Annotated in this window: 20 protein-coding genes and 1 other RNA gene; 14 read left to right on the top strand and 7 right to left on the bottom strand. The window is 68.5% G+C overall.

The annotated features are described in order from the left end of the window. Nucleotides 1-121: 121 nt before the first annotated feature. Both AAFU51_08745 and AAFU51_08740 read right to left on the bottom strand, forming a co-directional pair. Entirely contained in the window at nucleotides 122-2,755 is a 2,634-nt protein-coding gene (locus AAFU51_08745; protein MEO1571344.1) for a serine/threonine-protein kinase, read from the bottom strand. Between the two features lie 139 nt (nucleotides 2,756-2,894). Beyond that, nucleotides 2,895-3,464, bottom strand: a complete 570-nt coding sequence (locus AAFU51_08740; GenBank protein ID MEO1571343.1) for a sigma-70 family RNA polymerase sigma factor — start codon at nucleotides 3,462-3,464, stop codon at nucleotides 2,895-2,897. Nucleotides 3,465-3,662: 198 nt separating this feature from the next. On the opposite strand from AAFU51_08740, the gene AAFU51_08735 reads away from it, so the two are divergent. The 3 genes from AAFU51_08735 to AAFU51_08725 all read left to right on the top strand — a co-directional run bounded on the left by AAFU51_08735 (nucleotide 3,663) and on the right by AAFU51_08725 (nucleotide 6,015). Then, a complete protein-coding gene (locus AAFU51_08735; protein ID MEO1571342.1) occupies nucleotides 3,663-4,493 on the top strand; it encodes a hypothetical protein in 831 nt (276 codons plus the stop codon). A gap of 168 nt (nucleotides 4,494-4,661) precedes the next feature. Next, entirely contained in the window at nucleotides 4,662-5,543 is an 882-nt protein-coding gene (locus tag AAFU51_08730; GenBank protein ID MEO1571341.1) for a hypothetical protein, read from the top strand. Between the two features lie 67 nt (nucleotides 5,544-5,610). Beyond that, on the top strand, nucleotides 5,611-6,015 hold the full coding sequence (locus AAFU51_08725) for a hypothetical protein (protein ID MEO1571340.1): 405 nt from the start codon (nucleotides 5,611-5,613) through the stop codon (nucleotides 6,013-6,015). Nucleotides 6,016-6,039: 24 nt separating this feature from the next. On the opposite strand, the gene serC is transcribed toward AAFU51_08725, so the two are convergent. Then, a complete protein-coding gene (gene serC, locus AAFU51_08720) occupies nucleotides 6,040-7,152 on the bottom strand; it encodes a 3-phosphoserine/phosphohydroxythreonine transaminase (protein ID MEO1571339.1) in 1,113 nt (370 codons plus the stop codon). Nucleotides 7,153-7,429: 277 nt separating this feature from the next. Between serC and AAFU51_08715 the strand changes: the two genes are divergently transcribed. The 5 genes from AAFU51_08715 (at nucleotide 7,430) to AAFU51_08695 (ending at nucleotide 18,115) form a co-directional block, all read left to right on the top strand. Further along, nucleotides 7,430-9,499 carry a hypothetical protein gene (locus tag AAFU51_08715; protein MEO1571338.1) on the top strand — a complete coding sequence of 690 codons (2,070 nt, stop codon included), beginning with the start codon at nucleotides 7,430-7,432 and terminating at the stop codon, nucleotides 9,497-9,499. Nucleotides 9,500-9,589: 90 nt separating this feature from the next. Beyond that, complete coding sequence (locus AAFU51_08710) at nucleotides 9,590-12,973, top strand: tetratricopeptide repeat protein (protein MEO1571337.1); 3,384 nt, start codon at nucleotides 9,590-9,592, stop codon at nucleotides 12,971-12,973. A gap of 304 nt (nucleotides 12,974-13,277) precedes the next feature. Next, nucleotides 13,278-14,849, top strand: coding sequence for a glycosyltransferase family 2 protein (locus AAFU51_08705; GenBank protein MEO1571336.1), 1,572 nt, complete (start codon nucleotides 13,278-13,280; stop codon nucleotides 14,847-14,849). A 162-nt stretch (nucleotides 14,850-15,011) separates the two neighbouring features. Then, on the top strand, nucleotides 15,012-15,881 hold the full coding sequence (locus AAFU51_08700) for a hypothetical protein (GenBank protein ID MEO1571335.1): 870 nt from the start codon (nucleotides 15,012-15,014) through the stop codon (nucleotides 15,879-15,881). 2 nt (nucleotides 15,882-15,883) lie between these two features. After that, nucleotides 15,884-18,115, top strand: coding sequence for a hypothetical protein (locus tag AAFU51_08695; protein ID MEO1571334.1), 2,232 nt, complete (start codon nucleotides 15,884-15,886; stop codon nucleotides 18,113-18,115). Nucleotides 18,116-18,133: 18 nt separating this feature from the next. Here the strand turns inward: AAFU51_08695 and AAFU51_08690 are convergent, their stop codons facing one another. Beyond that, nucleotides 18,134-19,306 carry a mechanosensitive ion channel family protein gene (locus AAFU51_08690; GenBank protein ID MEO1571333.1) on the bottom strand — a complete coding sequence of 391 codons (1,173 nt, stop codon included), beginning with the start codon at nucleotides 19,304-19,306 and terminating at the stop codon, nucleotides 18,134-18,136. Nucleotides 19,307-19,425: 119 nt separating this feature from the next. On the opposite strand from AAFU51_08690, the gene hisB reads away from it, so the two are divergent. Then, nucleotides 19,426-20,049 (top strand): imidazoleglycerol-phosphate dehydratase HisB, encoded by a 624-nt coding sequence (gene hisB, locus AAFU51_08685; protein MEO1571332.1) that lies wholly within the window; start codon nucleotides 19,426-19,428, stop codon nucleotides 20,047-20,049. Between the two features lie 9 nt (nucleotides 20,050-20,058). Then, entirely contained in the window at nucleotides 20,059-21,096 is a 1,038-nt protein-coding gene (locus AAFU51_08680) for a hypothetical protein (protein ID MEO1571331.1), read from the top strand. Here the strand turns inward: AAFU51_08680 and AAFU51_08675 are convergent. Further along, nucleotides 21,093-21,818, bottom strand: a complete 726-nt coding sequence (locus AAFU51_08675; GenBank protein ID MEO1571330.1) for an NUDIX hydrolase — start codon at nucleotides 21,816-21,818, stop codon at nucleotides 21,093-21,095. The two genes, AAFU51_08680 and AAFU51_08675, sit on opposite strands and share 4 nt — an antisense overlap. A 130-nt stretch (nucleotides 21,819-21,948) precedes the next feature. Here AAFU51_08675 and AAFU51_08670 point away from each other — a divergent pair, with 130 nt between their 5' ends. After that, nucleotides 21,949-22,305, top strand: coding sequence for a DUF5684 domain-containing protein (locus tag AAFU51_08670; protein MEO1571329.1), 357 nt, complete (start codon nucleotides 21,949-21,951; stop codon nucleotides 22,303-22,305). A 28-nt stretch (nucleotides 22,306-22,333) separates the two neighbouring features. Here the strand turns inward: AAFU51_08670 and yaaA are convergent, their stop codons facing one another. Beyond that, the gene (gene yaaA / locus AAFU51_08665) at nucleotides 22,334-23,299 is read right to left on the bottom strand and encodes a peroxide stress protein YaaA (protein MEO1571328.1); all 966 of its coding nucleotides are present in this window, start codon (nucleotides 23,297-23,299) and stop codon (nucleotides 22,334-22,336) included. Between the two features lie 107 nt (nucleotides 23,300-23,406). Continuing rightward, on the bottom strand, nucleotides 23,407-23,748 hold the full coding sequence (locus AAFU51_08660; GenBank protein ID MEO1571327.1) for a YtxH domain-containing protein: 342 nt from the start codon (nucleotides 23,746-23,748) through the stop codon (nucleotides 23,407-23,409). Nucleotides 23,749-24,685: 937 nt separating this feature from the next. On the opposite strand from AAFU51_08660, the gene AAFU51_08655 reads away from it, so the two are divergent. The 3 genes from AAFU51_08655 to AAFU51_08645 all read left to right on the top strand — a co-directional run bounded on the left by AAFU51_08655 (nucleotide 24,686) and on the right by AAFU51_08645 (nucleotide 25,868). Continuing rightward, nucleotides 24,686-25,063, top strand: coding sequence for a hypothetical protein (locus tag AAFU51_08655; protein ID MEO1571326.1), 378 nt, complete (start codon nucleotides 24,686-24,688; stop codon nucleotides 25,061-25,063). Nucleotides 25,064-25,139: 76 nt separating this feature from the next. Next, nucleotides 25,140-25,514: a transfer-messenger RNA gene (gene ssrA / locus AAFU51_08650) on the top strand. A gap of 201 nt (nucleotides 25,515-25,715) precedes the next feature. Beyond that, nucleotides 25,716-25,868, top strand: coding sequence for a hypothetical protein (locus tag AAFU51_08645; protein ID MEO1571325.1), 153 nt, complete (start codon nucleotides 25,716-25,718; stop codon nucleotides 25,866-25,868). Nucleotides 25,869-26,071 lie beyond the last annotated feature (203 nt).

Genomic DNA, 26,071 nt, shown 5'->3' with positions numbered 1-26,071 from the left:
TGAAGTGACGGGGGAGTTTAGAGCACATCCCCGACTTATCCAAAGTGCTTCGCGCGACCGCCCCCACGGGTTCCTGCGCGGTCCGGATGTGATCCTGAGCGTCTTCCCGGAGCGCAAGCCGTCACGCCTCCGTAGGCAGCGGCGGCAGGTCGGCGCCGCGCTCGGGGCGGCCCCAGCCTTCGTAGACCTGGTGCAGGCGCCGGACGATCAGCTTCGTATAGCGCGCGTCCGGTCCCTGAGAGGCGAGCAGGTGGCCGTAGGCCGTGCGCAGGAGGGCTTCCGCTTCGGCATAGCGCTCCACGTCCAGCATCATGCTGCCGAGGTTGAGCCGCAGCGCGTTCGTGGTCGTGTGCTCTGACCCCAACGCACGCTCCATCACGTCCAGCGACTCGCGGTAGTACCGCAGGGCTTGGTCGGTGTCGCCCACGTCGTCGTAGGACGAGGCGAGGTTGTTGATGCCGATGGCGTACTCGGGGTGGTCGTCGCCCAGCGCAGCGCGGTAGACTTCCACAGCGCGGAGGCTCACGTCGAGGGCTTCCTCGTACTGCTCCGTGCTTCGGAGGAACGCGCCCAGGTTGTTGAGCGAGGTCGCCACGCGCGGGTGCGTGTCGCCGAGGATGCGCTGCCGGATGGCGAGCGTCTCGCGGTAGAGCGGCTCGGCCTCGCCGTAGCGTTCGAGGTTCTTGAGGAGCACGCCGAGGTCGTTCGTGATCTCTGAGATCTGAAGCGGGGAGGCGTCGCTGTGCGCGCGCAGGAGGGCGAGGCCTTCCTGGAAGTAGGGCTCCGCTTCCTCGAACCGTCGTTGCAGTTGGTTGATCGCGCCCACGTTGAGGAGCGCGTTGGCGAGCGCGAGCGTGTCGGCGGCGTGATGCGCGCGGCGCTGGTCGAGGACGTGGACGTAGAGCGACTCGGCGATGACGAGGCTGTCGAGCCAGTGCATGGCCCGCGCAACGCCTGTGAGGCTCGTCAGCACCTCGGCATCGGTCGGGGCGTAGAGCGCCTCTTTGATGGCGAGCGCCTGCTGGTAGCGCTCGGCGCCTCGTGCATAGTTGCCCCGTGCGTAGTCCATGGCTCCGAGGTCGTCCAGCGAGCTGGCCACATCGGCATGGCGCGGGCCGAAGAGGGTTTCGCGCAGCGCCAGGGCGTCGGTATAGAGCCGCTCGGCATCTTCGTAGAGCCCGAGGCTGCGGTAGACGTTGCCCATCACGGTCATCATCTGTGCCTGCACCTCCGGCTCCCCGGCGAGCTCGGTCTCGATGCGCGCCGCGCCCTCGTCGAGCAGTGCTCGTGCCGTCACCGTGTCGCCCTGGGCGATCGACGGGTCGGCCACCTCGAAGATGCCTTCGAGGAACGCCGCGATCTCGGTCGCCTTCGCGGCTTCGGCCTGCGCGCGGTCGCGCTCGGCCGCCAGCCGCACCGTGTAGAAGCTCGCGAGCGCCGCGAAGAGCACCCCCACCACAACCGTCGCCACGACGCCGACCCGGTGCCGCTGCACGAACTTGCCGAGGCGGTAGGCCGCCGTGTCGCGTCGGGCGGTCACGGGGAGCCCCGTGAGGTGCCGCCGCACGTCGTCCAGCAAGGCCGCGACGGTCGGGTAGCGGCGCTCCGGCTCGGTGCGCAGCGCCGTGAGGCAGATCACGTCGAGGTCGCCCGTGAGGCGGCGGCGGAGGCGCTCCGGCTGCGTGCGACGGGCCTCCGTGATCTGCGTGCCGGTGGCGCCAGGACCCGTAGCATCAGCCCCCGTCGTGGCGCGGCGCACGACGGTCGAGGGTGGCTCGGGCTCCTGCTGCGCCAGCATCTGGACGGCGGCCAGGCGGTCGCGCTCGGGGAGGGCGTAGGGGCGCTGCCCGGCGAGCAACTCGTAGAGCACCACGCCGAGCGAGTAGATGTCCGTCCCGGTCCCGACCGGCTCGCCGCGCACCTGCTCGGGGCTCGCGTAGGCCGGCGTCATCACCGCCCCGCCCGTGCGCGTGAGCGCCGTGGCGTCGTCGTCCTCGGCGAGCAGCTTGGCGATCCCGAAGTCGAGCAACTTGACTATTGGTTTTCTGGGGCCGGGCTGGCCGTCGGCGCTCTCCGTGACGAGGATGTTCGAGGGCTTGAGGTCGCGGTGGACGACGAGCTGGCTGTGCGCATAGAGCACCGCGCGGCAGGCGTCCTGGAAGAGCCCGAGCCGCTCATCAACGGTGAGCCGGTGCGCGTCGCAGTAGGCGTCGATGGGGACGCCCTCGACGTACTCCATCACGAAGTAGGGCTGCCCCCGCTCGGTCACGCCGCCATCCAAGAGCCGCGCGATGTGGGGGTGGTCGAGGCGGGCGAGGATCTGGCGCTCCTGCTGGAAGCGACGGAGCACCTGTCGCGAGTCCATGCCGGGCTTGACGAGCTTGAGCGCGACCTGCTGCTCGAACTGCGCCTGCTCGTCGGCCGAGGCGCGCTCGGCGAGGTAGACGTCGCCCATGCCGCCGGTGCCGAGTTGGCGGACGAGGTGGTAGGGGCCGACCTGCGTGCCGACGAGGTCGAGGTCGCCGAGCAGGGCCGCCGCTGCGCTGCCGACGTCGTCTAAGGCGATGACATCGAGCGCGACGCCGTCGAGGAGCACGTCCGTGTTGGCATCGGCGGCGACGAGGGCCGCGGCTTCGGCGTAGAGGGCGTCGTCGTCGCCGCAGGCGGCGCGTAGGAAAGCGAGGCGCTCGGCGGGCGGGCGGGCGCAGGCGTCGTCGAAGAGGGCGTAGAGTCGGTTCCAGCGGTCGGCGTCCATGGGCGTCGGCGTGGTGAGCGTGGGGGCACGGAGGGCGTCTGTCTGGAGAGGCAGGATTTCTGGACGCGGGTGTCAGGCCAAGGCGTCAGCCGCCCAGCGCGTGGCAGGCTAGCTCGTCTATGAGCCTCGGCTCTGAGGTCTAGAGCGTGTCGTCGTCGAGCTCGCGGCGGAGCCAGGCGCGCGCCATGCGCCAGTCGCTGCGGACCGTGGAGACGGAGACGTCGAGCACGGCGGCGACCTCCTCGTGCGTGAGGCCGCCGAAGAAGCGATACGTCACGACTGTCGCCTGCCGCCCATTCCACGCTTCGAGCCGGGTGAGCGCCTCGTCGAGCGCAATCAGCTGCTCCGCGCGCGCGCCGCCGCTGACCACCTCGTCGTTGAACGTGGCGAGGGCCTGGCCGCCGCCGCGTTTCTCGGCGCGGCGCTGGTGCGCGTAGTTGATGAGGATGCGCCGCATGGCGAGCGCGGCCATGCCGAAGAAGTGCGCGCGGTTCTGCCAGTCGATCTCCGCGCCGCCGAGGAGCTTGAGGTAGGCCTCGTTGACGAGCGCCACGGTGTCGAGCGTGTGCCCGGCTCGTTCGCCGCGGAGCTGCCGCCGCGCGATGGCCCGAAGCTCGTCATAGACCTGCGGAAGCAGTTCGTCGGCGACCGCTTGGTTGCCGTCGCTGAGGTCGCCGAGCAGGCGGGTCAGGTCGTTCGAGGTCGGCATGGCGCACGAGGGCAAGGGCGAGGATGAAACTGGGACTAGATAGGCAAAAACAAGCGGTTTGAGGCTGCCGTCTGACTTTTTCTCGGCCTGGGCTGACACTTTCGGCGGGGGACGCTGCCTCTACGGACGACCGCACTCGGCACGCTGCGCTTGCTGGCGCGCCGCTCGTTCCTCCCTAGACCCCACTGAGGTGTTTCCATGCCTTACGCTGCTTCCCGCTTGACGCTCTCGTTCCCCCGCTTCCTAGCCCTCGTGGTCACGTTCGGGCTGCTCTTTATGACCGCTGCCTGCGACAGCGCCGCCCCGACCGACCCCACCGATCCGCCGCCGGTCACGCCCCCGCCCGTCGACCCGCCCCCGGTAGACCCGCCGCCCGTCGATCCGCCGCCTGTGGACCCGCCCGAAGAAGAGGAGGTGGCCGTGGGCGCCGCCTACCCCAACGCCGCCGACGGGCGCGTCATCCTCGTCAACGCCGACGGCAACCGCTTCGTGTTGTGGAACCCCTCGAACGGCTCCTTCTCCAACGCGCGCAACGTGAGCACGCTCGAAAACGGCGACCTCCCCTATGGCGAGATCGGCGCCGCCGTGAGCACCACCGGCAACTCAGAGACCTACTTCTTCGACACGCGCGGCGAGAACTACGCCGTCTATGAGCGCGACGAGTCCGAGTTCGACGAGTCCGAGGAGTTCGGCGAAGACGACACCGACTTCGTGGACGCCGACATCGAGGAGGTCCGTGCTGCTTTCGCGATTGGCGCGCAGTTCTTCCTCTTCGACCAGCAGGGCACGCGCTACCAGGCCTACAACTACGAGCAGGAATCGTGGTCGTCGCTCTTCAGCTTCCTCACCGACTTCGGTGGCGGCGGGACGCCCATCGCCAGTGTCGGGGCCGCGGTGAACGTGGGTGGGCTGGTCTACCTCTTCAACCGCGATGGCACGGAGTACACCATCTACAACGACGCCAACCGCTCCTTCTCCGACGACTTCGACATCGACGAGTTGGGCGACGGTACGCTCTCGTTCGAGTAGCCACCACTCCGGCTCGGTTCTGACGGCGAGGCAGGTGTTCTTCGGGACGCCTGCCTCGTTTTTTTTCGAGGGGCGCTGACAGGTTTGGGCGCAGACCCTGCCTCTAGGGATGAAGGGGGATGGGTGCGCAGTCCTCCCCGCGTCATCGACATCCTCCCGAGGCTCGCCATGCTGTTTGCCCGCTCCACCGCCCGCTCGATTACCACCGCGTTCGTCCTCGCATGCCTGCTCGTTCTAAGCGCAGCATGCGACACCATGACCGAAGAGGGCACCGAGGCCCCAGTGGCCCCGGACGCACCGGCGCTGGTGCGCGCCGAGGCGACCTCGCTCACGCGCGTGCTCGTCCACTTCGACCGGCCTCTCGACGCGGCCTCGCTGGAGACGAGCACCTTCCGCGTCACGTCGGCGCTCGACAACGGGCGCACGAGTTCGCAGGGCACCGTCTCCAAGCGCTACGTCGGCGGGGCGTCCAACACGGTCGAACTCACGCTGCGCGAACCCGGCCTCGGCAGCGGCTCGCACAGCGTCACCGCCGACCGCGTGCGCGACCTCGACGGGCGCACCACACGGGGAACCTCCGCCGCGTTCGACTACCGCTATGAGGTCAACACGCCGCGCGCCTTCCGGGTCGAGCGCATCGTCGTCACCGACTTCCCCGGCACGCAGGCCGACGGCAGCACATGGGACTGGGACCCGTTCTCCGCAGGGCCGCGCCGTCCCGACATCTACGTGCAGTTCCAGGACCCCGCGCGCGGGCTGCCGGGCGTGCTCTTCGTCTCCGAGGTGCACGACGACGCGAGCGCGAGCCGGGACTACACCTTCGACGAGGCCGCGTCCTTCAACGACCCCGGCGTGCCGTTCACGGCCAACTACGGCACGCCCTACACGCTCAGCCTCGTCGACGACGACGTGGGCGGCAATACCACGATGGTCCAGGCCAGCGTCCGGCTCTCCTCGCTCTACGCCCTCGACAACGCCACCAGCGATGCCCTCACGGTGCGCGGCGATCGCGGGTTCACCGCCGTCCTCCACGGCAACTGGCTCTACTGAGCGCTGCCCTGTTCGGCGCCAGCGCTGCCCCACTCGCCTCGTTATTCAACGCTACTCCTGAATCGTCATGCTCCGCTCCGCCCGTGTTCTCCTCGCTCTCCTCCCGCTCCTCGTCCTCAGCGCGGGCTGCGACACCGCCGACGAGGAGGCCCCGGACGGTCCTCGCGCCCTCGCTGGTACGTGGATAGGGCCGATCACGCACCCCAACCCCGACTTTAGCGGCACGCTCACGCTCGTGATGTCGGAGACGGGCGGCGTGCTCGCCGGGACGGGCACGTGGCGCTATCCCACGGACGTGATCACGGGCACGCTCGTCGGCAACGCCCCGGTCGAGGGTACCGTCACCTACACCCTCGACTTCGGGTCGCGGGGGTTCTACTTCCACGAGGTCAACGGGCGCGGCGGTGCGCTGTCCGGGACATGGGAGAGCACCCGGGGGATTCGAGGCACCGTCGCCCTGGACCGGCAGTAGGCGACCGCGCCCTGTTGAAGTCCGCTATCCGTTGGTTTGCTCGAACTCGCGCATGAACGCGACGAGTGCGTCCACGGAGGCTTCCTCGACGGCGTTGTAGATCGAGGCGCGGATGCCGCCCACGGAGCGGTGCCCCTTGAGCGCGACGAGGCCGTGTGTGGCTGCGTCCGCGAGGAACGTCGCTTCGAGGTCGTCGGACGGGAGGCGGAAGCAGACGTTCATCTCCGAGCGCGCGTCGGGGTGCACCGTGCCCCGGTAGAAGTCCGTCGCGTCGATGGCGCCGTAGAGCTTCGCGGCCTTGCGCGCGTTGACCTCCGCGATGCCGTCGATGCCGCCCTGCTCCTGGAGCCACGCGAGCACCTTCTCGACGAGGTAGACCGCGAACACCGGCGGCGTGTGGAACAGCTTCGCCGCGTGCGTGCCATAGTCCAGCATCGTGGCGACGTCATCCTTGCGGGTCTGGAGGAACGCGTCCTTCACGAGCACGACCGTCACGCCCGCCGGGCCGATGTTCTTCTGCGCGCCCGCGTAGATCAGCCCGTACTTGTCGAGGTCGAGGTGGCGGCTGAGGAAGTCCGAGGAGGCATCGCAGACGAGCGGCATGTCCACGTCCGGCTCGTCGTGAAGCTGCGTCCCGAAGATGGTGTTGTTGCTCGTGATGTGGAAGTAGGCGGCCTCGGGATCGAGCTCCCACGAGTCGCGGGCAGGGATGTACGCGTAGTTCTCGTCCTTGCTGGAGGCCACCACGTTGACGCCGCCGCAGCGCAGGGCTTCCTTGACGGCCTTCGCCGACCAGGTGCCGGTGTCGAGGTAGTCGGCCGAGGCGTCGGCGCGGAGGAAGTTGAGCGGGACCTGGTAGAACTGCTGCGACGCGCCGCCCTGGAGGAAGAGGATGTGCCAGTCGTCCCCGAGGCCGAGCAGGGCGCGGAGGTGGGCGCGCGCCGACGCCGCGATCTCGGTGTAGGTCGGCGAGCGGTGCGAGATCTCCAGCACCGACGTGCCGAGGTCACCGAAGACGGGCAACTCGGCGCGGGCGGCTTCGAGGACGGCCGTGGGCAGCGCGCCGGGGCCGGCCGAGAAGTTGTGGACGCGAGCAGACGCGGTGGGAGGCGTGGACGGGTGGGCGACAGGCTGCATGGCCAGCAGGGGCGACAGAAACGAAGGAGGGAAGGGTAGAAATCACCGCTTCCATTCGGAACGGAGACGCACCAAAGATACGGGCTGGTGCCCCGGTTCCAGGGCTTCATCGCTTCTCACCGTTTCTCGGGGAGCCCGTCCCCTTGCGGTGGAGGGTTCGCTCTCCCAACTGCGCGCTGTCCGCCCGCTCTGTAGGCGCTGGCACACGGTTTGTAGGCCCCACGTCCGGTGATGTGTGTCCGCTCGTCGCCGCCTGATGATGCCCTGTCTGTTTCCGATGACCCGTCGCACTACCGGTATTCCTCTGCTCGACCGCACCTGGGAAGGGTTGCGCCCGGGCGAGACGTACGTGGTCACGGGGCGCGCGCAGAGCGGCACGGCTCTGCTGCTGCGGGCCGCCCAGACGGTAGACGAGGCCGACGAGAGTTGCGTCTACGTGTCGGGTACAACGCCAGCCACCTTGGCGGCGGAGGCCGAGGCGCTCCACTTTGACATACGGGCCGCGACTCAGACACAGCGGCTGCGTCTCCTGCGCCCGCCCGCCTTGCCTGTCGGCTCCGACCCTGCGGAGGCAGTCGAAGGCCTGGCGCGCTTAGCCCAGCAAGCCAGCCCGGCCCTCTTGGTCGTGGAGGACTTCACGCCGTTTCTGGGATTCCATGACCTGAGCATGCTCGACTCGGGGGTCCGGCACCTCGTGAGCGCCCTGCATGTGCTGCCAACGGTGCTGCTGCTGGGCCTCGGAGCCCCCGCCAACGATCGCTCTGCGGCGATCACCCAGCGGCTCTGTGACATCGTTGCGGGCTCGATCCACGTGGAGACGAGCGGCACGACGGATCGGACGCTCCGTCTGCGACCGGGCACCAACATCGCGCTGGCTCCGGCTACAGGGACATGGGCGCTGGGGGCTTCAGCACCGCCTCTGTCAGCATCGCCTCTGTCAGCGCCGTCTCCATCGTCGCCGTCCGATCCACCTTCGCCCATCCAAGGCGTCCCGGCGCAGAGCACCCCACTCCCGGACGTTTCCACGGCGGCCTCGTCGGTGTCGGCGGAGCCTCTTCGGCCTCGCGGCGACGGCTATGCGCCAGCGAACCGTGTGGGTCGTCAGGTCATCGGGCGCGCAGTGCCTCCGGGGGACACCGAAGCGCCGCCTTCGGCAACGTCACCCTCATCAGCGCCACCCTCGGCACTGCCGCAGGCGCCCGTGACCGACGCGGAGCCGTCCGCCCCGATGCCGTCCGTGGACGAGCTAAACGCCTCGCTTGCTGACATCTTCGGTCCACCTTCGGAGGCCTCGCCCCCGCAGAACACCGTACCGGCGTCGGAAGGCGAGGCCTCTGGGGAGCCAACGTCTCGCCCTGACGCCCCCCGCCAACTTGGTGGCGAGCCGCAGGCTGGAGCCCCAAGCTCACCGCCTGCAGCCAATGCGCCGCAGTCGCCCGTGCCTGAACCGGCGTTCGGCAACGCGAGCCTCGGCAGCGCCAGCCTCAGCGACACGGCTGCTGGTAGCACGCCCCCAGACAACACGGCTCCCCACGACGCGCACGCGCGGCAGTCCGAGCCCTTGGCTCCTACGTCTTCTCCGTCCGACCTGGATCGTCCCATGACTTCTCCCACCGCTCCCAAGATCAACGCGCTGAACCTGGCGGCCGTCGCCTTCCCGGTCAATCCGCACCTGCAGCCGTCGGAGTTCGAGCTCGGCGGCGTGCTGATGGACTCGTGGGACTCGACCGAGGGCGGCTATGCCCTGGGTAGCCGGGGAATGGCTTCAGGAATGCCAGGGGTGGGCAGCGGCGATGGGCTGGGGCAGCGCTTCACCGGCCCGCCCGCCTTCGACTTCACGGGGGCCCCTGAGTTTGACTCGAGGCCTCAGCCTCAGCCTCAGTTCCGGCCGCCGGCCCCCGCCTCGCCGCCGCCGATGCCCACGTTTGCTTCGCTGGCGCAGCACACGTTCGACCAGTCGCCGCGGGGGCGCTTCGCGAAGCAGGTGCAGACCGCCTTCGACAGGCACGCGGCGACAGGGGCGCCCTTCCTGGCACTCGCGTTGCGGATGGACCCGTCGAACCCCTTCGCGGAGGCCTTTCCGCTGGTCGAGGACGCCGTCCGCGAGGCCATCGACGACCGCGACCCGCTCTATGCCGAGTCGGACCGGCGGCGGCTGCTCGCCCTGCTGCCCGAGCGCACGCAGTCGGCCGCGGCGGGCATCTACGGCGCGATCAAGGCGCAGCTCCAGCTGTCCGGGGGCGCCTCCGACGCGGTCTTCACCGCCATCGCGGCGGTCACGATCCCCAACGGCGCGCCCTTCGCCAACGCCCGCGACCTGATGGCCTTCGCTTTCGACACCGACTAGGTCGCCTCCAACCGACCCAATCCCGGCCCCGCTGGCCGGCCTCTGAGGCTGCGACAGCCTCGCTCCCTACCGGGTGTACCCCTCCCGCCCATGCGACTCCGACTCGTCTTTCTCCTGACCGCGCTCGCCGCGGCGCCGACGGTACTGACAGCGCCGACGGCCCTCGCGCAGACCGCCGGTCTTCCCGCCGCCCAGGCTGCCTACGACGCCGGGCGCTACGGCGAGGCCATCCGTCTCCTGACCGACCTGCTCATCCGTACGCCGGACGATGCCGGGGCACGGTTCCTGCGCGCGCAGGCCTACGAGGCCCGCCGCCAAAACGCTGAAGCCGCCGCCGACTACGAGCGCGTGCTGGCGCTGCGCCCGGGCGACGCCGAGGCCGAGGTCGGGCTCCAGCGCGTCCGCGTCGGCACCGGGCAGACCGCGACCGCGGGGGACTCCCAACTCGATGTCTTCCGGCAGCAGGTCGAGGGCGCGCCGGCCAACCTCGCCTACCGCCTCCAGTACGCCGAGGCGCTCACCGACGCCGAACGCTATGCCGAAGCGTCGGCGCAGTACGAGTTCTACCTCGCCCGCGCGCAGGGGACACCGGACGTCGTCACGCGCTACCTCGTGGCTCTCGCGGCGCTCGGGCAGGCCGACAAGGGCGCCGCGGCCGCCGAAGAGTACCTCCGCCTCTACCCGTCGAACGCGGACCTGCACATGCGGCTTGGCTACTTCCGCTTCTGGCAGGGCGACCGCGCACGGGCCCGTGCGTCCTTCGACCAGGCGCTCGCGCTCGACCCGAGCAACCGCGACGCCCGCCAGGGGCTCGCCGAACTCGACCAGGCTGGAAACGCCATCGCCGCGCTCGAACGCGACCTCGCGCGCAACCCCAACCAGACGGCCAAGCGCTACGACCTCGCCGAGCTCTACCTCGCCAACGGCCGCGCCTCCGACGCGCAGCGCGTCCTCGACCCGATCCGCGCCAACGAGGCCGGGACGCCGGCCTTCGACCGCCTCTACGCCCGCGCTGCCGGTTCCGACGGCCCGCGCTACCGCGTAGACGACCTCAAGCGCCGCCTCGACCGCAACCCTGAGGACGACGCCACGCGCTTCACGCTCGTCGACGAACTCCTCCGTTTGGAGCGCTACGCCGAGGCGTTCGACCAACTGCGCGAGTTGGAGCCGCGCCACAGCGACACCGAGGAGTGGAAGCTCCGGTTCGAGGACATCGACATCGGGCTGGGCACCTCCGACGCGGTCTACGCCATCGACCGCTACACCTTCCGGCTGAAGGTCGACCCCGCAGACCTCGCCACGCGTTACGCCCTCGCCGACGAACTTATCCAGGCTGGTCGCTACCCCGAGGCGGACCTCGTTCTCGCGGGCGCGGAGCCATATGTGGTGGACCGCCAGGCGCACGAGGCGCAGGTGCTTCGCCTCCAAGCTGACCAGATCGCGATGGCCGAGCGCCAGATCGCCGCGCTGGACGCCGAACGCGCTGCCAATCCTGATGCGGACGTGGAGCCGTCCGAGCAACTGAAGCGGGCGCTGCTCCCGCCCTACTTCGTGCTGGCCCGGACGGGCGCGCTGGCCGACCCGGCGCCGGTGATCGGGCTCTACGAGCAACTGCTCGCCACGAACCCTGACGACACCACGCTACGTGTCGACTATGTGCGCTTCCTGACGATGATGGAGCAGTATGAGATGGCGCTTGAACAGGCGCGCGCCGTCTACCAGATCGCGCCGGACGACCCGCAGGCCGTGGCGATGTATGCCTATGCTGTGGCTCGCGCTGGTGTCAACGAGCCGCAGACCTCGCAGGCCCTCGACAACGCCCTGGCAACGCACCGCAACGACGCCGGGCTGCTCCTCGCCGCCGCGACCTACTACACCGCGCAGAACGACTTCGCGCGGGCGGAGCAGTACCTCCGCCAGGCCGAGGCCACGGGCACCTCGCCCGCCGAGATCGCGCTCCGCCGCGACGCGATGCGCCAGCGCGAGGAGCAACTCGCTCTCGAAGGCGCTCGCGACCTCTACCGCGCGGGGCAGTACCAGCAGGCCGCGAGCGCCTACGACAGCTACTTCCAGCAGACCGGGGAGACGCCGCGCCAGGCCGTCCGCGAGCAGGCTGCGGCCTTCGTCAACGCGGGCGACTACGCCAGCGCCATCGCCGCCCTCGAAACGTTGCAGCGCCTGGAATATGGCGACGACGAGCAGGTGCTCATCGCGCGCTACCGCTACGACTCCGGCGACTACGCTGGGGCCGCCGAGGCCGCCCGCATCGCCTCAAGCCGTCGTCCCGACCGCGTGGACGCGCGCCTGCTGATGGGCGACGCCTACCGCGAAGCCGGGCAGTTCGAGGACGCGCAGGTTGCCTACGCCGGGGCCGTCCAACTCGACCCCACGGCGCGGCCCGTTGTGGCCGAGCGCCTCGCGCTGCTCGACCGCATCCAGGGCGTCGGCGGGTTCGCCAACCCGGGGCAGTTCTCGCTGCTCGTCGTCCCGAGCGCCGAGGTGATCACGGCGGGCGGCGACGGCTCGGAATATCGCCGCACGGCGCAGGGCGTCTCGGCGCAGTTCACGCTGCCGGGCGTGCGCCTACCGCTCGTGCTCATGGCGGGGCTCAAGACGCACCAGTTCCGCGGCACCCGCTTCGCGCCGCCGCCCATCGGCCAGGCCGCGCAGATCCTCGCCTACCGCGCCAATGAGGTCAACGGCGGGGCGATCCTCGATCTCGGCCCGCGCCCGACGCAGGCACGCTTCGGCGAGGGCTACACCCGACGGATCACGGTCCAGGGCGGTGCGCTCACCTACACCGGCTTCGAGCGTACGGCGGGCTTCATCGAAACGCGCGCGCTCTTCCAGGCGCCGGGCGTGCTCCAACTCTCGGTCGGCTACCGCGCCCAGGAAGGCGCCTTCGACCTCTGGGCGGCAGGCGCGCCGGACTTCGAGAGCCGCTTCTCCCAGATCGACGTGCGCGGGGCGACGGCGCTCGTGGACTCGCTCCTCCGCGCCAGCGGCCAGGCCGCACTGCTTCGCGTTTCCGACACCGATCCGCTCCGCACGACGGGCGACCGCCGCATCTTCGGTGGCTCGTCGATCCAGGGGCAGGCCGGGCTGCGGCTCTTCCGGACGCCGAGCGGCGGCGTCTGGATCGGCCCGCGCTACTTCCGCCTAGTCTATGACGAGGAGCGCTCGTACTTCTTTACGCCGAGCGACGAGGCCTACCAAGAACTGGAGGGCTACGTCGAGTGGGAGCGCAACCCGCGCGGCGGGACCTACGTGCGCACGCTCGCAGCCGTGGGCACGACTGCCCCGGCGTCGGGCTTCCTCACGACGCGCCTGGAGGCGGACGTGGTCTTCCAACTCGGCCGCACGATTGGCCTCGGCCTCAACGGCCGCTTCTCCAACTCCGCGCGCGTGTTCGAGGACGTCGACGGGCGCTACACGAGCGTGATTGTCAGCGGCGCGCTCTTCGTGGCACTGTAGGGGACATGCAGTACTCGGCGAGCGACGACGAGCACCTCCTACCGGACATCATCCTCGCGAACACGGGGGCCCACACGAACGACGAAGCGACGGTGCGCAGCGCCCCTGCTGACGTTGGCAAAGGCGGTATGTGCACCGCTATGCCGACGCCGTTCCCTCTTCTCAACGACTACCATCCGGGTACCCTCGTGGGTCTCCGCCTGCGCGGGGGTGACTTCGTAGGAAGGAGTAGAAACAGCGTACTGCTTCACTAGCCTCTCCTATCCAGGAGGGCAATTGAGAGCCGTGCTCCAGCGGCACCTTCATGCCGACAGCCGATAGCCGACAGCCGACTACCACGCCCTCCTCGCTGCCTGCGCGGAAGGAGGACGTGGTAGCGCCGGGCGCTGTCGCGGCGGTTGTCCGGCAGACGTTCGTGCCGCCGGTGCCGATGCAGCCGCACGGCCCGCCGCAGCGCGACGCGCGGCACTACCGCCGGCGCATCGCCTGGCTGACGATCCTCAGCGCGGCGCTCGCTGGGGTGGTGTGGGTGAGCATGACCGACCCCTTCGGCTGGGGCCACACGGTCGAGTTTGGCTGGCGCGGACTGCTCGTCTATGCGTCCACAGTCGCGCTTCTGCTGTTCCTGTGCGTGCTGCTCGTGCGGTACTTCGGCGTGCTCGTGCTCTCGTACGTCTACAACGCGAAGTACACGGCGCAGGAGGCGTCGTATGTCCGTGAGGAAGCCTACGTCCGAGAGGGGTCCAGCGGCGATGATGTCGAGGCCGACCCCCAAGCGCCCGCGCGTGCCTTCCTGCCGCCCGTCTCGATCATCGTCCCGGCCTACAACGAGGACGTGCTCATTGAGCGGACCATCCTGAGCCTCATCGAACAGGACTACCCGCGCTTCGAGGTGATCGTCGTCGACGACGGCTCGCGCGATGGGACCAACGCTCTCGCTGAGCAGCGGGTGGGCGTCTACGAGAACAGCCACGGCGGCCGCGCCGAGGTGCGGCTCGTCACGAAGCCCAACGGCGGCAAGGCGACGGCGCTCAACGCGGGCATCGCGGTCAGCCAGCACGACTTCGTGCTCTGCGTGGACGGCGACTCGCAGCTCTCGCCCGAGACGCTGCGGCGGGCCATCCGCCACCTCCGCGACCCCGAGATCGGAGCCGTCGCGGGCAACGTAAAGGTCAAGAACCGCGACACGCTCTGGACGAAGCTCCAAGCGCTCGAATACATCGAGGGGCTCAACATGGTGCGGGCGGCGCAGAGCGCGGTGCGGCTCGTGAACATCATCCCCGGCCCCGTCGGGCTGTTTCGCAAGGCCGCGATCATCGAGGCAGGATGGTATGCCTCCGACACCTTCGCCGAGGACTGCGACATCACGCTCCAGATCCTCCGCGCGGGCTGGCGCGTGGTCTACGAGCCCGGCGCCGTCTCCTGGACCGAGGCGCCGAACCGGCTCACTGACCTCCTCAAGCAGCGCTACCGCTGGACGCGCGGCATCCTCCAGGCTATCCGCAAGCACCGCGATCTCGTCTTCAACCCGACGGTCAACTTCGGCGGCACGCTCGTCCTCTGGTCGATGGCCTTCGAGAGCCTGATCTGGCCCGCGATGAACGTCTTCGCGCACCTCTTCTTCGTGGCGGCAGCCGTCGTGGGCTACTCGCAGTACCTCGTCTTCTGGTGGCTTTCGCTCACCATCCTCGACCTCGCCGCGGCGCTCTACTGCGTGGCGACCGAGCGCGAAGACCTCCGCCTCGTCCCGCTGACGGTGATCTATCGCCTGTTCTTCGTCCTCACCATCGACGTGTGCAAGTGCGCGGCCACCGTCGAGGAACTGCTCGGCTTCGGCATGGGCTGGGGCAAGCTCAAACGCATCGGGACAGCCTAGAGGTCGGTATGGACGTGTGCAGGTATGGACGTACGATTCGGGCGATTCCGGGTTGACACCTTCACACGTTCAAACGTCCACACCTCCATACTGAGCGCTTAAGCGCTCGTGACCGCGCGCCGACACTAGACGACGACTGCCCTCTTTCTCCTGCTTCCTCCGATGGAGCTGCTCCCGATTCTATCCACGATCATCCTGGTCGGCACGCTTGCGACGCTGATCCTGGCCGTCGCGGCGTATGTGCTCTACAAGGTGCGCGAGCGCCAGGGCCGCGGTGCACCCGCCCCGCCGCCTGATGCGCCGCCGCAGCCGCTGCTCCTGACCGCACCTGCGGGAACGGCCCAAGGCGACACCACGCAGGTCGCGCAGCTGCAGGAACTCCTCCGGCTCGCCGCCGCCGGGCTCCAGCAGCAAGCTGGGGCCAACGCGCTGCCGCCCGCCGCGCCCGAGGCGTCGCCGGATCAGGCATCCACGCCGGAAGGGTGGTCCGCGCCTGCGCAGCCTGCCGCGCCTGCTACCCCGCCGCCCGAGCCAGCGTGGGAAGACGCGACGTTCGAGGACATGACGCCGCTACGCGCCGGCGACCTCGCCGGCTTCTTCGGAGAAGGGCTTCCCGAACCGATGTCGACGCCGGTCCTGCCTTCAGCCTCGCCTCCTGCGCCTCCGCCGAGACCCGCACCAACGCCACCGCAACGATCGGCTGCCGCACCGCGCGATGGAGAACCCGTGCTGCGCGAGCAGCTGGCTGCACCAACCTCGCCGCGCCCGATGCCTCCGCAGGTAGCACCGCCACGTCCCGCGCCGAAGCCCTCGGCCCCGGCGTCATCCACGGCAGCCTCGGCGTCGCAGGGCTCGCCGAGCGCCGCCGAGCATGCCGATGGTGCCGAGCATGCTGACAGCAAGGACGAGGACTATCAGGAACTGCTCCGCCTCGCCGACGAACTCGACACGCTCCTGGACCTCGATCCGCCTCATTCGCCGGCGTCCCACGCGTCTCCGCCCCCGCCCGACGAGCGGCTGTCGTGGGAGTGAACATGGCGAGCGCCTCGTCCAACGCGACCCCGCCGCATCGCGACCCCAGCACGGCGACGCCGCCCTGGCGGCAGCGGCTGCACCTGGCTGGCGTGCTCGGCTTCTCGCTCGCACTGCTCGGCGGCGCGGTGTGGATCTACCTCGTCCTGCTCCAGACCAGCTTCGGCGCGCTGCCGTGGTCGGCGGCGGCGCAGGGCGATACGGAGCGCGGGCGCGTGGGTCTGCTGCATAGCGACTACACGGCGCAGGTCAACCGCGCACGATCCGTGGAGGGCCTCGGCGTCGATGCCGAATGGCTCGCGGCGACCGTGCGGACCTGGCGCGCCTACCTGCTCAACCGGCAGGTGGCCTTCGGCGAACTCACCGACGCCGATCTCGAAGCGAGGGCCACCGATCCGGGCGCGCTGGCCGACTACGATATCCTCGTATTGCCCGCCGCGCAGGCGCTCTCGGACGCGCAGGTCGAGGCGCTCAAGGGCTTCCTCCGCGACGGCGGGGCCGTCCTGGCGACGTGGACGCCGGGCGTCTACCGCCCCGACGGCTCCTGGCGTGGGCACGCCGTCCTCGACGAGGTTGCGGGCGCGCAGTTCACAGGCTTCATGGACCCGGGCGGAGCCGCGTGGCGCGTCTCGCGTGACACGTTTCCCGGCGTCGTACCGGCAGGCCTCTACCGGCCCGACCGCGACATCGACCCGGGCGAAATGACGCCTGCCCAGACGCAGCAAAACGCCCACCTTGCCGCAGCGGGCTTCGCCGCGCTCGGTGGCTACACCTGGGTTGGGTCTCCCGGCACGCCGCAGCCGGCCGCGTCGTTTGCTACGGTCGAGCCGGTGCCCGGCGGACGGACCGCCGTGGCCTACCACACCTGGCTCGGCGGCGACCCTACGGCTGCCGACGACCTCGCGGCGTCGTTCCGGCGCTTCACGCTGCGGGGCGGCACCCCGCTCACGGCGGGTGTCCCAGCAGGCTATCAACTTCGCACCGGCAGCTTCGACGCGCCCGTCCTCGCGCAGCCCGCCGAGGCGCGGTCCCAGGTCGCGGGGTCGTGGTACGATCACACCTCCGACGATCGGCTGCCTGGCGCGGTGCGTGCCACGAGCGCAGGGTTGCTCTACGGCCGCTTCGGAGCTGGCCGTTTCGTCTTTCTCGGGCACGAACTCTCTGCGATGGGCGTGGGGCCGCTCGACCAGAGGGCTCTCGCTCGGCTCTTCGACAACACGTTCGCATGGCTTGCGCGCCGCCCCGTGGCTTGGGTGACCGATTGGCCTGCGCCCTACCGCGCCGCCGCCGTCCTCGCGGGCAGTGCCGACACCGACCCGCGCGGCCTCGACGCGATGCGCGCCCTCCTCGAACCGCGCGGCGTCCCGGCGACCTACTTCCTCGCTGCCGATGCTGCGCCCGCCTACGCGGACCTCTACCGTCGCCTCGATGCGCACGGCGAGGTGGCGCTGCTCGGGCCGCGGAGCGCGGACGACCTCACGCCGACCGCACTCCGGGACCAGCGCGCGCGCCTCGCCGAAACGGTCACCCTGACGCAGGGCGCACGTCTTGTGCACGATCCGGCCTCCGTTCCGGGCCTCGATCCGTACGCCGCGTTCGCCCGCGGCGGCTTTGGCTACATCGCCCTCGACTCCGTCGCCAACCGCGCCGTGCCGTCGCTCATGCGTATCGGCGATGGCGAGCCGCTCGTCCGACTACCGCGCACGTCGCGGAGCCCGCGCGCCACGCTGCGCCGCCTGCCCGATGCGAGTCTCCAGGCGCAGTTCGTCCGCGAAGACGCCGCGCGTGTCGTCGATGCTGGCGGTCTAGCGATGCTCACCTTCTCCGGCGAAGACCTCCGCGGCTGGCGCGCGCAGGCGATGCTGGAAGCGGCCGTCGATGCCTTCGCGTCCGATGGCGCCGTGTGGTTTGCCACGGCGAGCGAGGTGGCCGACTGGTGGCGCACCCGCGACCGGCTCACGCTCGACGTGGAGGCCGTCGGGCCGCAGCGGGTGAACGTGCGCCTCGCCAACAACGGCACCGCGACGGCGCGCCAGGTTGGCGTGACAGTGACGCTTGGTTACCTCGCGGCCGACATCGCCGTGAGCCCCGAACTCGTCGGCACGCCGTCGCCCGAGGCCACGCTCGCTGGCGATGGTGAGACGGTGCGGCTCGTCGTCGAAGCGCTCGCTCCGGGCACCTCGCAGACGTTCCACATTGACGTGGAGCCGACGGGGCTGCTCGCTGGGCGCTAGGTCAGCACGCCGGAGCGGTCACGACGCCGAGCCGACGACCTCGGTGTGGACGGTTGCGCTGCTCTGGCGTCCGCGCCCGTGCAGGTAGAGCGTCTGCGTCGGGTAGGCGAAATCGATGCCCTCATCCTCGAATTTGCGCACGATGGCGAGGTTGATCGCCTGCTGCCGGTCCATGTAGACCGCGAAGTCGGGGTCGGTGACGTAGTAGACTACCTCGAAGTCGAGCGACGACGCGCCGAACTGCTTGAAGTGCGCGCGGTCGAAGCGCACGTGCGGCTCGGCCTCGGCGATGGCGCGCACCCACTCGGGAATGGCCTCCAGCTGGGCGGCGGTCGTCTGGTAGGTCACGCCGAAGCTAAACACGATGCGGCGCTCCTCCATGCGCTTGAAGTTGCGCACGCGGCTCTTGACGAGGTCGCTGTTCGCGAAGATGAGCTGCTCGCCTGAGAGGCTGCGCAGGCGCGTCGTCTTGAGCCCGACCTTCTCGACCGAGCCGAGGAATTCGCCCACGCTCAGGAAGTCGCCCACCACGAACGGCTTGTCGAGGACGATCGAGAGCGCCGCGAAGAGGTCGCCGAGGATGTTCTGCGCCGCGAGCGCTACCGCGATGCCGCCGATGCCGAGCGAGGCGACCAGCGCTGTTACCTCCACGCCGAGGTTCGAGAGGATGAGCAGCAGGCCGAGCGTGAACACGAGGAGCCGCCCCACGAAGCCGACGGCCTGCATCGTCGTCACAGCAGCAGGGTTGCCCTCCAGGTTGCGCTCGCGGTACTTCCGCAGGTAAAGCCCGAAGATCCGGTTGAACCAGAACACGCCCTGGATTACGAACAGCACGACGACGATCGTGTCGCTGTGTTGCTCCAGCCACGCGGCGATGTCGGTCACCTGCGTGGCGATCCAGAGGCCGACGGCAACGAGGAAGAACGTTTTCGTGCCGCGGAGGAACTCGGCGACGTAGTCGTCGAACTCGTTGGCGGAGCGCTCGGCGCGCTTGCAGAAGCGGCGGATCAGGAACTGGTTGAGCAGCCGCAGCCCGACCGTCACGCCTGTCACGATGGCGAAGAAGACGCCCCAGGTCGCCAGCGTCGTGTCGAGGATCTGCCGCTGGAAGACGGCCTCGTCAAGCGCGTCGAGCACCTCCTCCTGCAGAAAGGCAGCGGCAAGCGAGTGGAAGGCGAACGCGTCAGGCATGGAGTACATCGATGGTGATCAGAGTTAAAAATGAAGCGTGCTGTGCCGCGGCGGGTTTCCCAGTCGAGCGCTGCGGCCCCGTATCTTTTCGGCTTCTTTACTCCGTTCCGTACCCGCCTGTGCTCGAAGCGCTTCCGACTTCCCCGCTCTCCCCGCGCTCTGCGTCCGTCGAACGCGCCACCGCCGAGACGCGCGTGTCGGTCGAGGTGCACCTGGACCCCGTGGGCACGCCGGCCTACGACAACGCCACCGGCGTCGGCTTTCTCGACCACATGCTCGACCTCTTCGCGCGGCACGGGCGCTTCGGCCTCACCGTCCGTTGCGACGGCGACCTCCACGTAGACGACCACCACACCGTCGAAGACGTCGGCATCGCACTTGGTCAAGCGTTCGTGCAGGCGCTTGGCGACAAGGCCTACATCGCGCGCTACGGCCAGGCCACTGTGCCGATGGACGAGGCGCTCGCCCGCGGCGTCGTGGACCTCTCGGGCCGCTTCTACCTCGTCTTCGACGCAAGTTTCGACCGCGAGCGCGTGGGCGATCTCTCGACGGAGATGGTGCGGCACTTCTGGTACAGCTTCGCCGAGCAGGCGCGGTGCAACCTTCACCTCGCGGTGCTCTATGGCGGCAACGACCACCACCGCATCGAGGCGCTCTTCAAGGCGGCGGCCCGGGCGCTGCGCCAGGCCGTCGCTCGCGACCCGCATGGCGATCGCCTTCCGAGCACGAAGGAAGCCCTGTAGGAGCCGACCATGACCTTGTCGTTTACGCCTCGCGCTGCGCTCGTCAGCTTTGCACTGGCGACGGTCGTCATTCTCGCCGTGGCGATCAGCGTGGGGCCGCGCGTGGCAGCGTTCGTGCAACCGGACGCGCTGGCATGGGGGGTGCTGCTCGACCTCGTCGTGCTCGTGCCGGGGCTGTTCTACGTGCTCGTGGCCAAGCCGCGTGGGTGGTCAGCGGCGAGCATACTCCTGGTGGCGTTGGGCTGCGCATGGCTCGCCGGGACGATTCTCCCTGAAGCCCACGCCGCGCCCGTGCGGTGGGTGTACCTCGCTGTTCCGCTCCTCGAAGTTGGCGTGCTTGCGCTCGTGCTCGTGCGGGTCGGCCGCGTGGTGCGCGCGGTGCGCGCAAGCGAGGCAGACGATGTACTGGCGCGGCTGCGCACCGGACTCGGAGCGGCGATTCCTGGCCCCGCAGCGGAGGCGCTCGCCTACGAGCTCGCCGTGCTGTGCTATGCCTTCGGTCCGGCGGCTCCGCTCCCCCAGGCATCGAGCGAAGTCGAGCGCTTCACCAGCCACCGGACGAGCAGCTATCGGTTCGTGCTCGTGGCGGGCCTGATCGGTGGTACGCTCGAACTAGTGGGCGTTCATGTACTCCTCACCCACATAGCGCCGGGGTGGGCCTGGCTGCATCTCGTCGTCTCGGCCTACGCGCTCGTCTGGCTCCTCGGCGACTTCCGCGCCCTGCGCCAGCGCCCAGCGACGCTTCACGAGGGCGAAACAGGCGCGCTGCTCTGCGTTCGGCTTGGGCTACGGTGGCGCGTGGATGTGCCCCTCGACCAGATCGGCGAGCTCCGGCGCATCACTCGCCCAGAGGCGCTCAAGAACGTTCAGGGCTACCTCAACCTCGGCGGCCTCGATGCACCACAGCGGCTGCTCGTGCTCCGCGTCCCGGTCCAGGCGGTGGGTCCGTACGGTATGCGCAAAACCGTGACGGTCGTGGGCCTTCGCGTGGACGAGCCTGACGCCTTCACCGAAGCGCTGCAGCAGCGCCTCGCCGGGTTGCGCTAGGCCTCGAGTATCGTCGCTGGGTCGAGGCCGTCGAGGAGATCGCGGAGCGTGTCGTAGCCGAGCTGCGCACGAGCTTCGTTCCATGGCACGTAGGCAACCTGCTCGATGCCCTCGCGCTCCTCAGGGACGAACGCGGTTTGCGGGGTCGTCATCCAATACCAGTGGGTCGTCTTCACCCGGTAGCGTCCCTTCTCGGCGTAGCCGTGCATCGTCACATCGGCGACACCAAGTGCGCGCAGCGTTTCGATGCCGACCTCTTCCTGCACTTCGCGGAGCGCGGTCTCCGCAACCGTCTCGCCGTCGTCCTGCTTGCCTTTGGGTAGGTCCCACACCCCGCGCCGGTGGATCAGCAGCACCTCCGGAGTGCCTCGATGCTTGCGGACGACCAGGCCGCCCGCTGCGACCACCTCACGCGGTGGGAGGTAGGGGACGAGGTTGAGCAGCCGGTCCGGTGGCGCTGGGACTGCCAGCGCTCCCGTCTCGTCCACCGCCAGCTCTGCCGTGTCGACAACGACGAGCCGCTTCGCCTCGGCGTGACGCTCCCGGCAGTCGGCCTTAACCTCGGCGCGCGTGCGGTAGAGCAGGGTCCCAACTGGCAGTCCCGTAGAGCAAAGTGCGTCGAGTTGGGGAGCAGAAGCGCAGGCAAAGCGGAGCATCGGCGTGGCAGGCGGTAGGGTTCGGGGCAGGAGACGGAGCGAGGTCAGAAGGTGGAGCGGCAGCATGTCGTCGTCAATGCAGGGGCGCGTTCTCGTGGACTCTTCGTCGCACAAGGCGTGCCTGGTCGGGCCTCGGCGCTGCATCTTCCGCGGCGCTCCTCCCGTATCGCGCGGCGTTTCTCATCAGCCCTACCCCATGGAAGACTTTGTAGTTGGATCTATCGCCCTCACCGTGCTGCTCGTCGCTGCGGTCACCGTAGCCGGGTTGTGGATGACCTTCGAGAAGGCGGGTTATGCTGGCTGGATGGCGCTCGTGCCCGTGCTCAACCTGTTCGTGCTGGTGCAGATCGCCGAGAAGCCGGATTGGTGGATCGTGCTCTACCTGCTGCCGCTCGTGAACGCCGTCGTGGGTGTGCTGGTCACGCAGGCCGTGGCAGAGCGCTTCGGGCGGAGCGTCCTCTTTGGGATCGGCCTCTTCCTCGCGCCGTGGCTCTGCTACCCGGTTCTCGGCTTCGGCCAGGACGGCTACATCCCCGACGCAGACCTCGACTAGGGCACGTCAACTGAGGGACTAGCGCCAATCAGTTGTCGTCGCTGACGGGTTCGTCGTCGGGCTCTTCGATCTGCTCGCTCTCGTCCTCCTCGTCGGAGCGGCGGACCCGCTTGGGCTTGTTCGCCTCCTCCTCGGCCCGAGCTGCCTCGCGAGCGGCGCGGCGGGCCTCCCAGTCGGGATACTGGACGAGGACAACGGTGCCGGTCTTCGTGGCGTCGTCGAACTCGGTCGCGTCCATGTCCAACTCGTAGCCGTCGGGGGCTTCCCAGTCGGCGAGCCCCTCGATGGAGTCGGTGACGTCCTGCACGATAAAGCCGACGAGGGCGCCGCGCAGCTCTTTGACGCCGTGCGTGACGGCCTTGCGCTCGCCGCTCTCGTCCTGGCGGTAGAACTTCACCTGCACCATTGCCTCGTAGGAACCGTCGTCGTCCCAGGCGGTCTGGTGGACGCCGGGCAGAAGGTTCCAGACGAATTTGCCCGCGAGGGCCTCGTTGAGAACAGGGGAGAGGATAGGCTTCCAGAAGCTCGACACGCGCCCGATCTCGTCCACCGAGGCGTCCATCTTGAGCTTGTACTCGGGAATGAGGTCGTCGGGACGCAGGATGCCGAACAGGCCCGAGAAGATGATACCGTTCTCGAGGAGGCGCCGCTGCGCGCCGGTGGGGAGCGCTTGGAAGTCGATGGACTTGTACATCACCCCAGGCCCGTAGCGCTCGATGGCCGACATGAGCGGGCTGTCGTAGACGTTCAGGTTGGCTCTGACGGCCGCTTCCAGCGTGGTGCCCTGCACGCCGAAGAGTTTCTGGAGCGTGTCATCGTCGGCCTCGTCGATGTGCGCGTGGAGTGCATCGATGAGCGCTCTGCGCTCGTGGTTGAGGCGCGAGAAGTAGTTGAAGGTGTCCGACGTGCGGTAGTCGAACATGTCTGGCGCGAAGGGATTGCCGCCAGACTCTTTGCCCTCCGCGCTGGGTAGGAGGATCGAAAAGCCCACCATGTAGACGAAGCTGCGGAGTGAGGAGATGAAGGAGCGTGCGTCGCCGAGCGAGCACGAGGGGGGCGCCGCTGGGGTAGTTCCAGGAGCGCTTTGGGGGAGAGGAGAGACTAGGCGCCGCGTCGGGCTCGCGCCTGCTTCATGAGCGACTCGGCCTCTTCGAGCAGGGCCTCGGCCTGCTTCTGGGCGTCGGCGACGAGTGCCTGGCTCGATTGGCGCGCGTCACGCTCGGTGGCCTCCGCGTCCATGCGGTCGAGCCAGCCTGCAACGCCCTGCGCCCAGGAATCGAGCATGAACGCGAAACGGCGGCGTGAGATGGCGCCTTTGTCTGGTGCGAGCAGCAGGCCGAGCCCGAATCCGATCGCGCCGCCAATCAGCGTGCCAACGACCGCCCCGCGCACGGACGACCCGAGCGAGGACGAACCAGGAGGGGTGGGAGGGAGATCGTTCATCGAAGGGGCGGCATCAAAGGGGGAGCAGGGACCCTCTCAAGATACGGCGCGCATGGCTGATACGACCTGTGGGACGCGTGCACGCAGAAACGCTGCGCCGACCCGACGGTCAACGCAGCGGTCGAACAGAGCGACGAGGGAAGAGCCGCGCTACTTCTTCTTCTTGTGGCGATTCTTCCGGAGACGCTTCTTGCGCTTGTGGGTAGCAATCTTGTGGCGCTTGCGCTTGCGGCCGCTGGGCATAGCAATGGGGGGCTGGCGACGGAAGGTTTCGGCGAAACACGAAATCTCGCCGGGCAAAGGTCTCGAAGATACGCGCGCACCGACGCACGACTCTTTAAGAATGGCCTAGTGGCACGTGTTTTCCTCACTTCTGATCCACTCTGGACGAGGTCTACGTTGGGTCTTCACTGAATTGGCCTCCGTCCCGGGAGGCGGGGTGCGTCCCTCATGGCTGGACAGCGGTGTCTAGCTAAGTGCACAGCTTCCCATCGCACACCTGCGAAAATGCCCCCAATCGGGGGGTAGAGGCTTTGGCATACGCCTTGACATAGAAACGGCAAGCAACTTCGGTAGTGCCTCCTGATTCTCTGAAGAAGCAACTTGCTGACGACTCGTCTCGGCGAGTCCCAGCGAAGCCGGGCGGACGTGTATGGGTGAGCACGTCCGCCCGGCCTTTTTTATGGGTACGCGGTTTTTCGCCGAGCTTGTTCTGGGGACGCCCCCGTAGTGTTTGGTTTTGCCCTGCGCGGTGGCCGTCGTCGCGGTATTGTTGGGGTCTAGGTCCTCTCTGTTGATCGCTCGCTTCACAATGCGCTTCGCTGTTCTTGTTTGCGTGCTGCTCAGCCTCGTTAGTGGCTGTGCGCCCTCTGTCTCGCCACTCTACCGCGACTTTGCGGCATCCTCTGTACTGGATGCCGCCTCAAATGGGGCAACCGTGCCTGCGGAAGAGGCTCTGCCAAGCACGGACTCACCGGTGCTGATTGAGGTCGCCTCCCGTGCGCTTGAGCGGGCAGAGTGGACGCTGGCCCCGGCTCCGTACGAGGCTACGACGCTGCGCACGGAGGCGCGTACCGTGAGCAATCTGGGGCTCTACCGCACGGAGGTGACGCTCGAAGTGGTGCCCCTCTCGGCGGGATTCGTCCGCGTGCACGTGCACCCCTATCGTCACTATCTCGTGGGAGGGCGCTCGAAGCTGCCGTACCTCAATCCGGGCTTGAGGCGTGCGCTGCTTCCTGCGTTAGAAGAGGCGTTTGAAGCCGAGGGGTTGCAGATGCTGGGCACCGCGCGCAAGCGAGACAAGACTGGTTCCTAACGCATTTAGGAACCTCGGTTCGTGTAGGTGGTTCATGATGAGCTGCGCCTTTGCACAGGCCGCTCTTTCACATATTGGGGATGACACGGTTTCGACGGGTAGGTAGTCGCAGCAGGCTGCGTGCCGGGTGGTGCTCAACACGCCCGCAACCCACGTTGAGTAACCTATAAATGCGAACGATTACTCGTACGCGATGGCGGCGTAACACGCCTCCATCTGTCTCTTGGTCTGCTCGTTCATTGGTAGGCCTCTGAGGCATCAACCTTAGATGAACTAGCCCGGATCGCGCCCGCTGAGCGTGAAGGGCGAACCTCAATCAGCATGCGCCGTGACGGAGGTTGGCTCGCTGGCCATACCGACGCGGCAAAGATCCTAACCAGCAAGCTACGCATGTAGACGCCTGGTCTGTAGACCTATTCGGACCCGGGTTCGACTCCCGGCATCTCCACACAAAAGCGCCCTATTTTGCTCCAAGTGGCTGAAATAGGGCGCTTTTTGTTTACGAGCTACCGGAAACACTGCCGGTTTTTTCGTTTATTCCGGCCGGTTCCTCTACTCTCAGCCACTACCCTCCCTCTCGCCGAGGTGTTCCTCGCCGTGCTGCACGACCCGCGTGTGGCGCAGGCGCTCCACCTCGCCGCGCGCCGCGCTCTTGCGTGCGCGCTTCGAAGCACTCCGCGCCGAGAGCCTCAGCGTGAACGAGACGGTCGAGCAGTTGCTTGGCCCGCACTACGACGCAGCAGGCCAGCCCTACTACCTGAGCGACGAGCGCGTCCGTGCGACCGTCTACCGGAAGCGTGGGTAATCGAGGGAGCGTCCTCGGCTGGACGGCCTCCCGCCTAGGCTCCCGAGTTCAAAGCGTAATGAGCGTACACGGTGGGGCAGGCGGCATCCGTCTGAAGTTTCGCCCGTTCAGTGTAACGAGTTCGTCGGCCTGCGTCTTGTCAGCGGCCCGCACGTGGAGTGCATCGTAGATAGCTCCGCTCGTCAGCGCCAGGGTGGTCATCC

Source organism: Bacteroidota bacterium (assembly GCA_039821555.1).
GTDB lineage: Bacteria > Bacteroidota > Rhodothermia > Rhodothermales > Rubricoccaceae > JBCBEX01.
The sequence above is the reverse complement of the archived record's forward strand: the minus strand, read 5'-3'. Positions and strand labels throughout refer to the sequence as shown.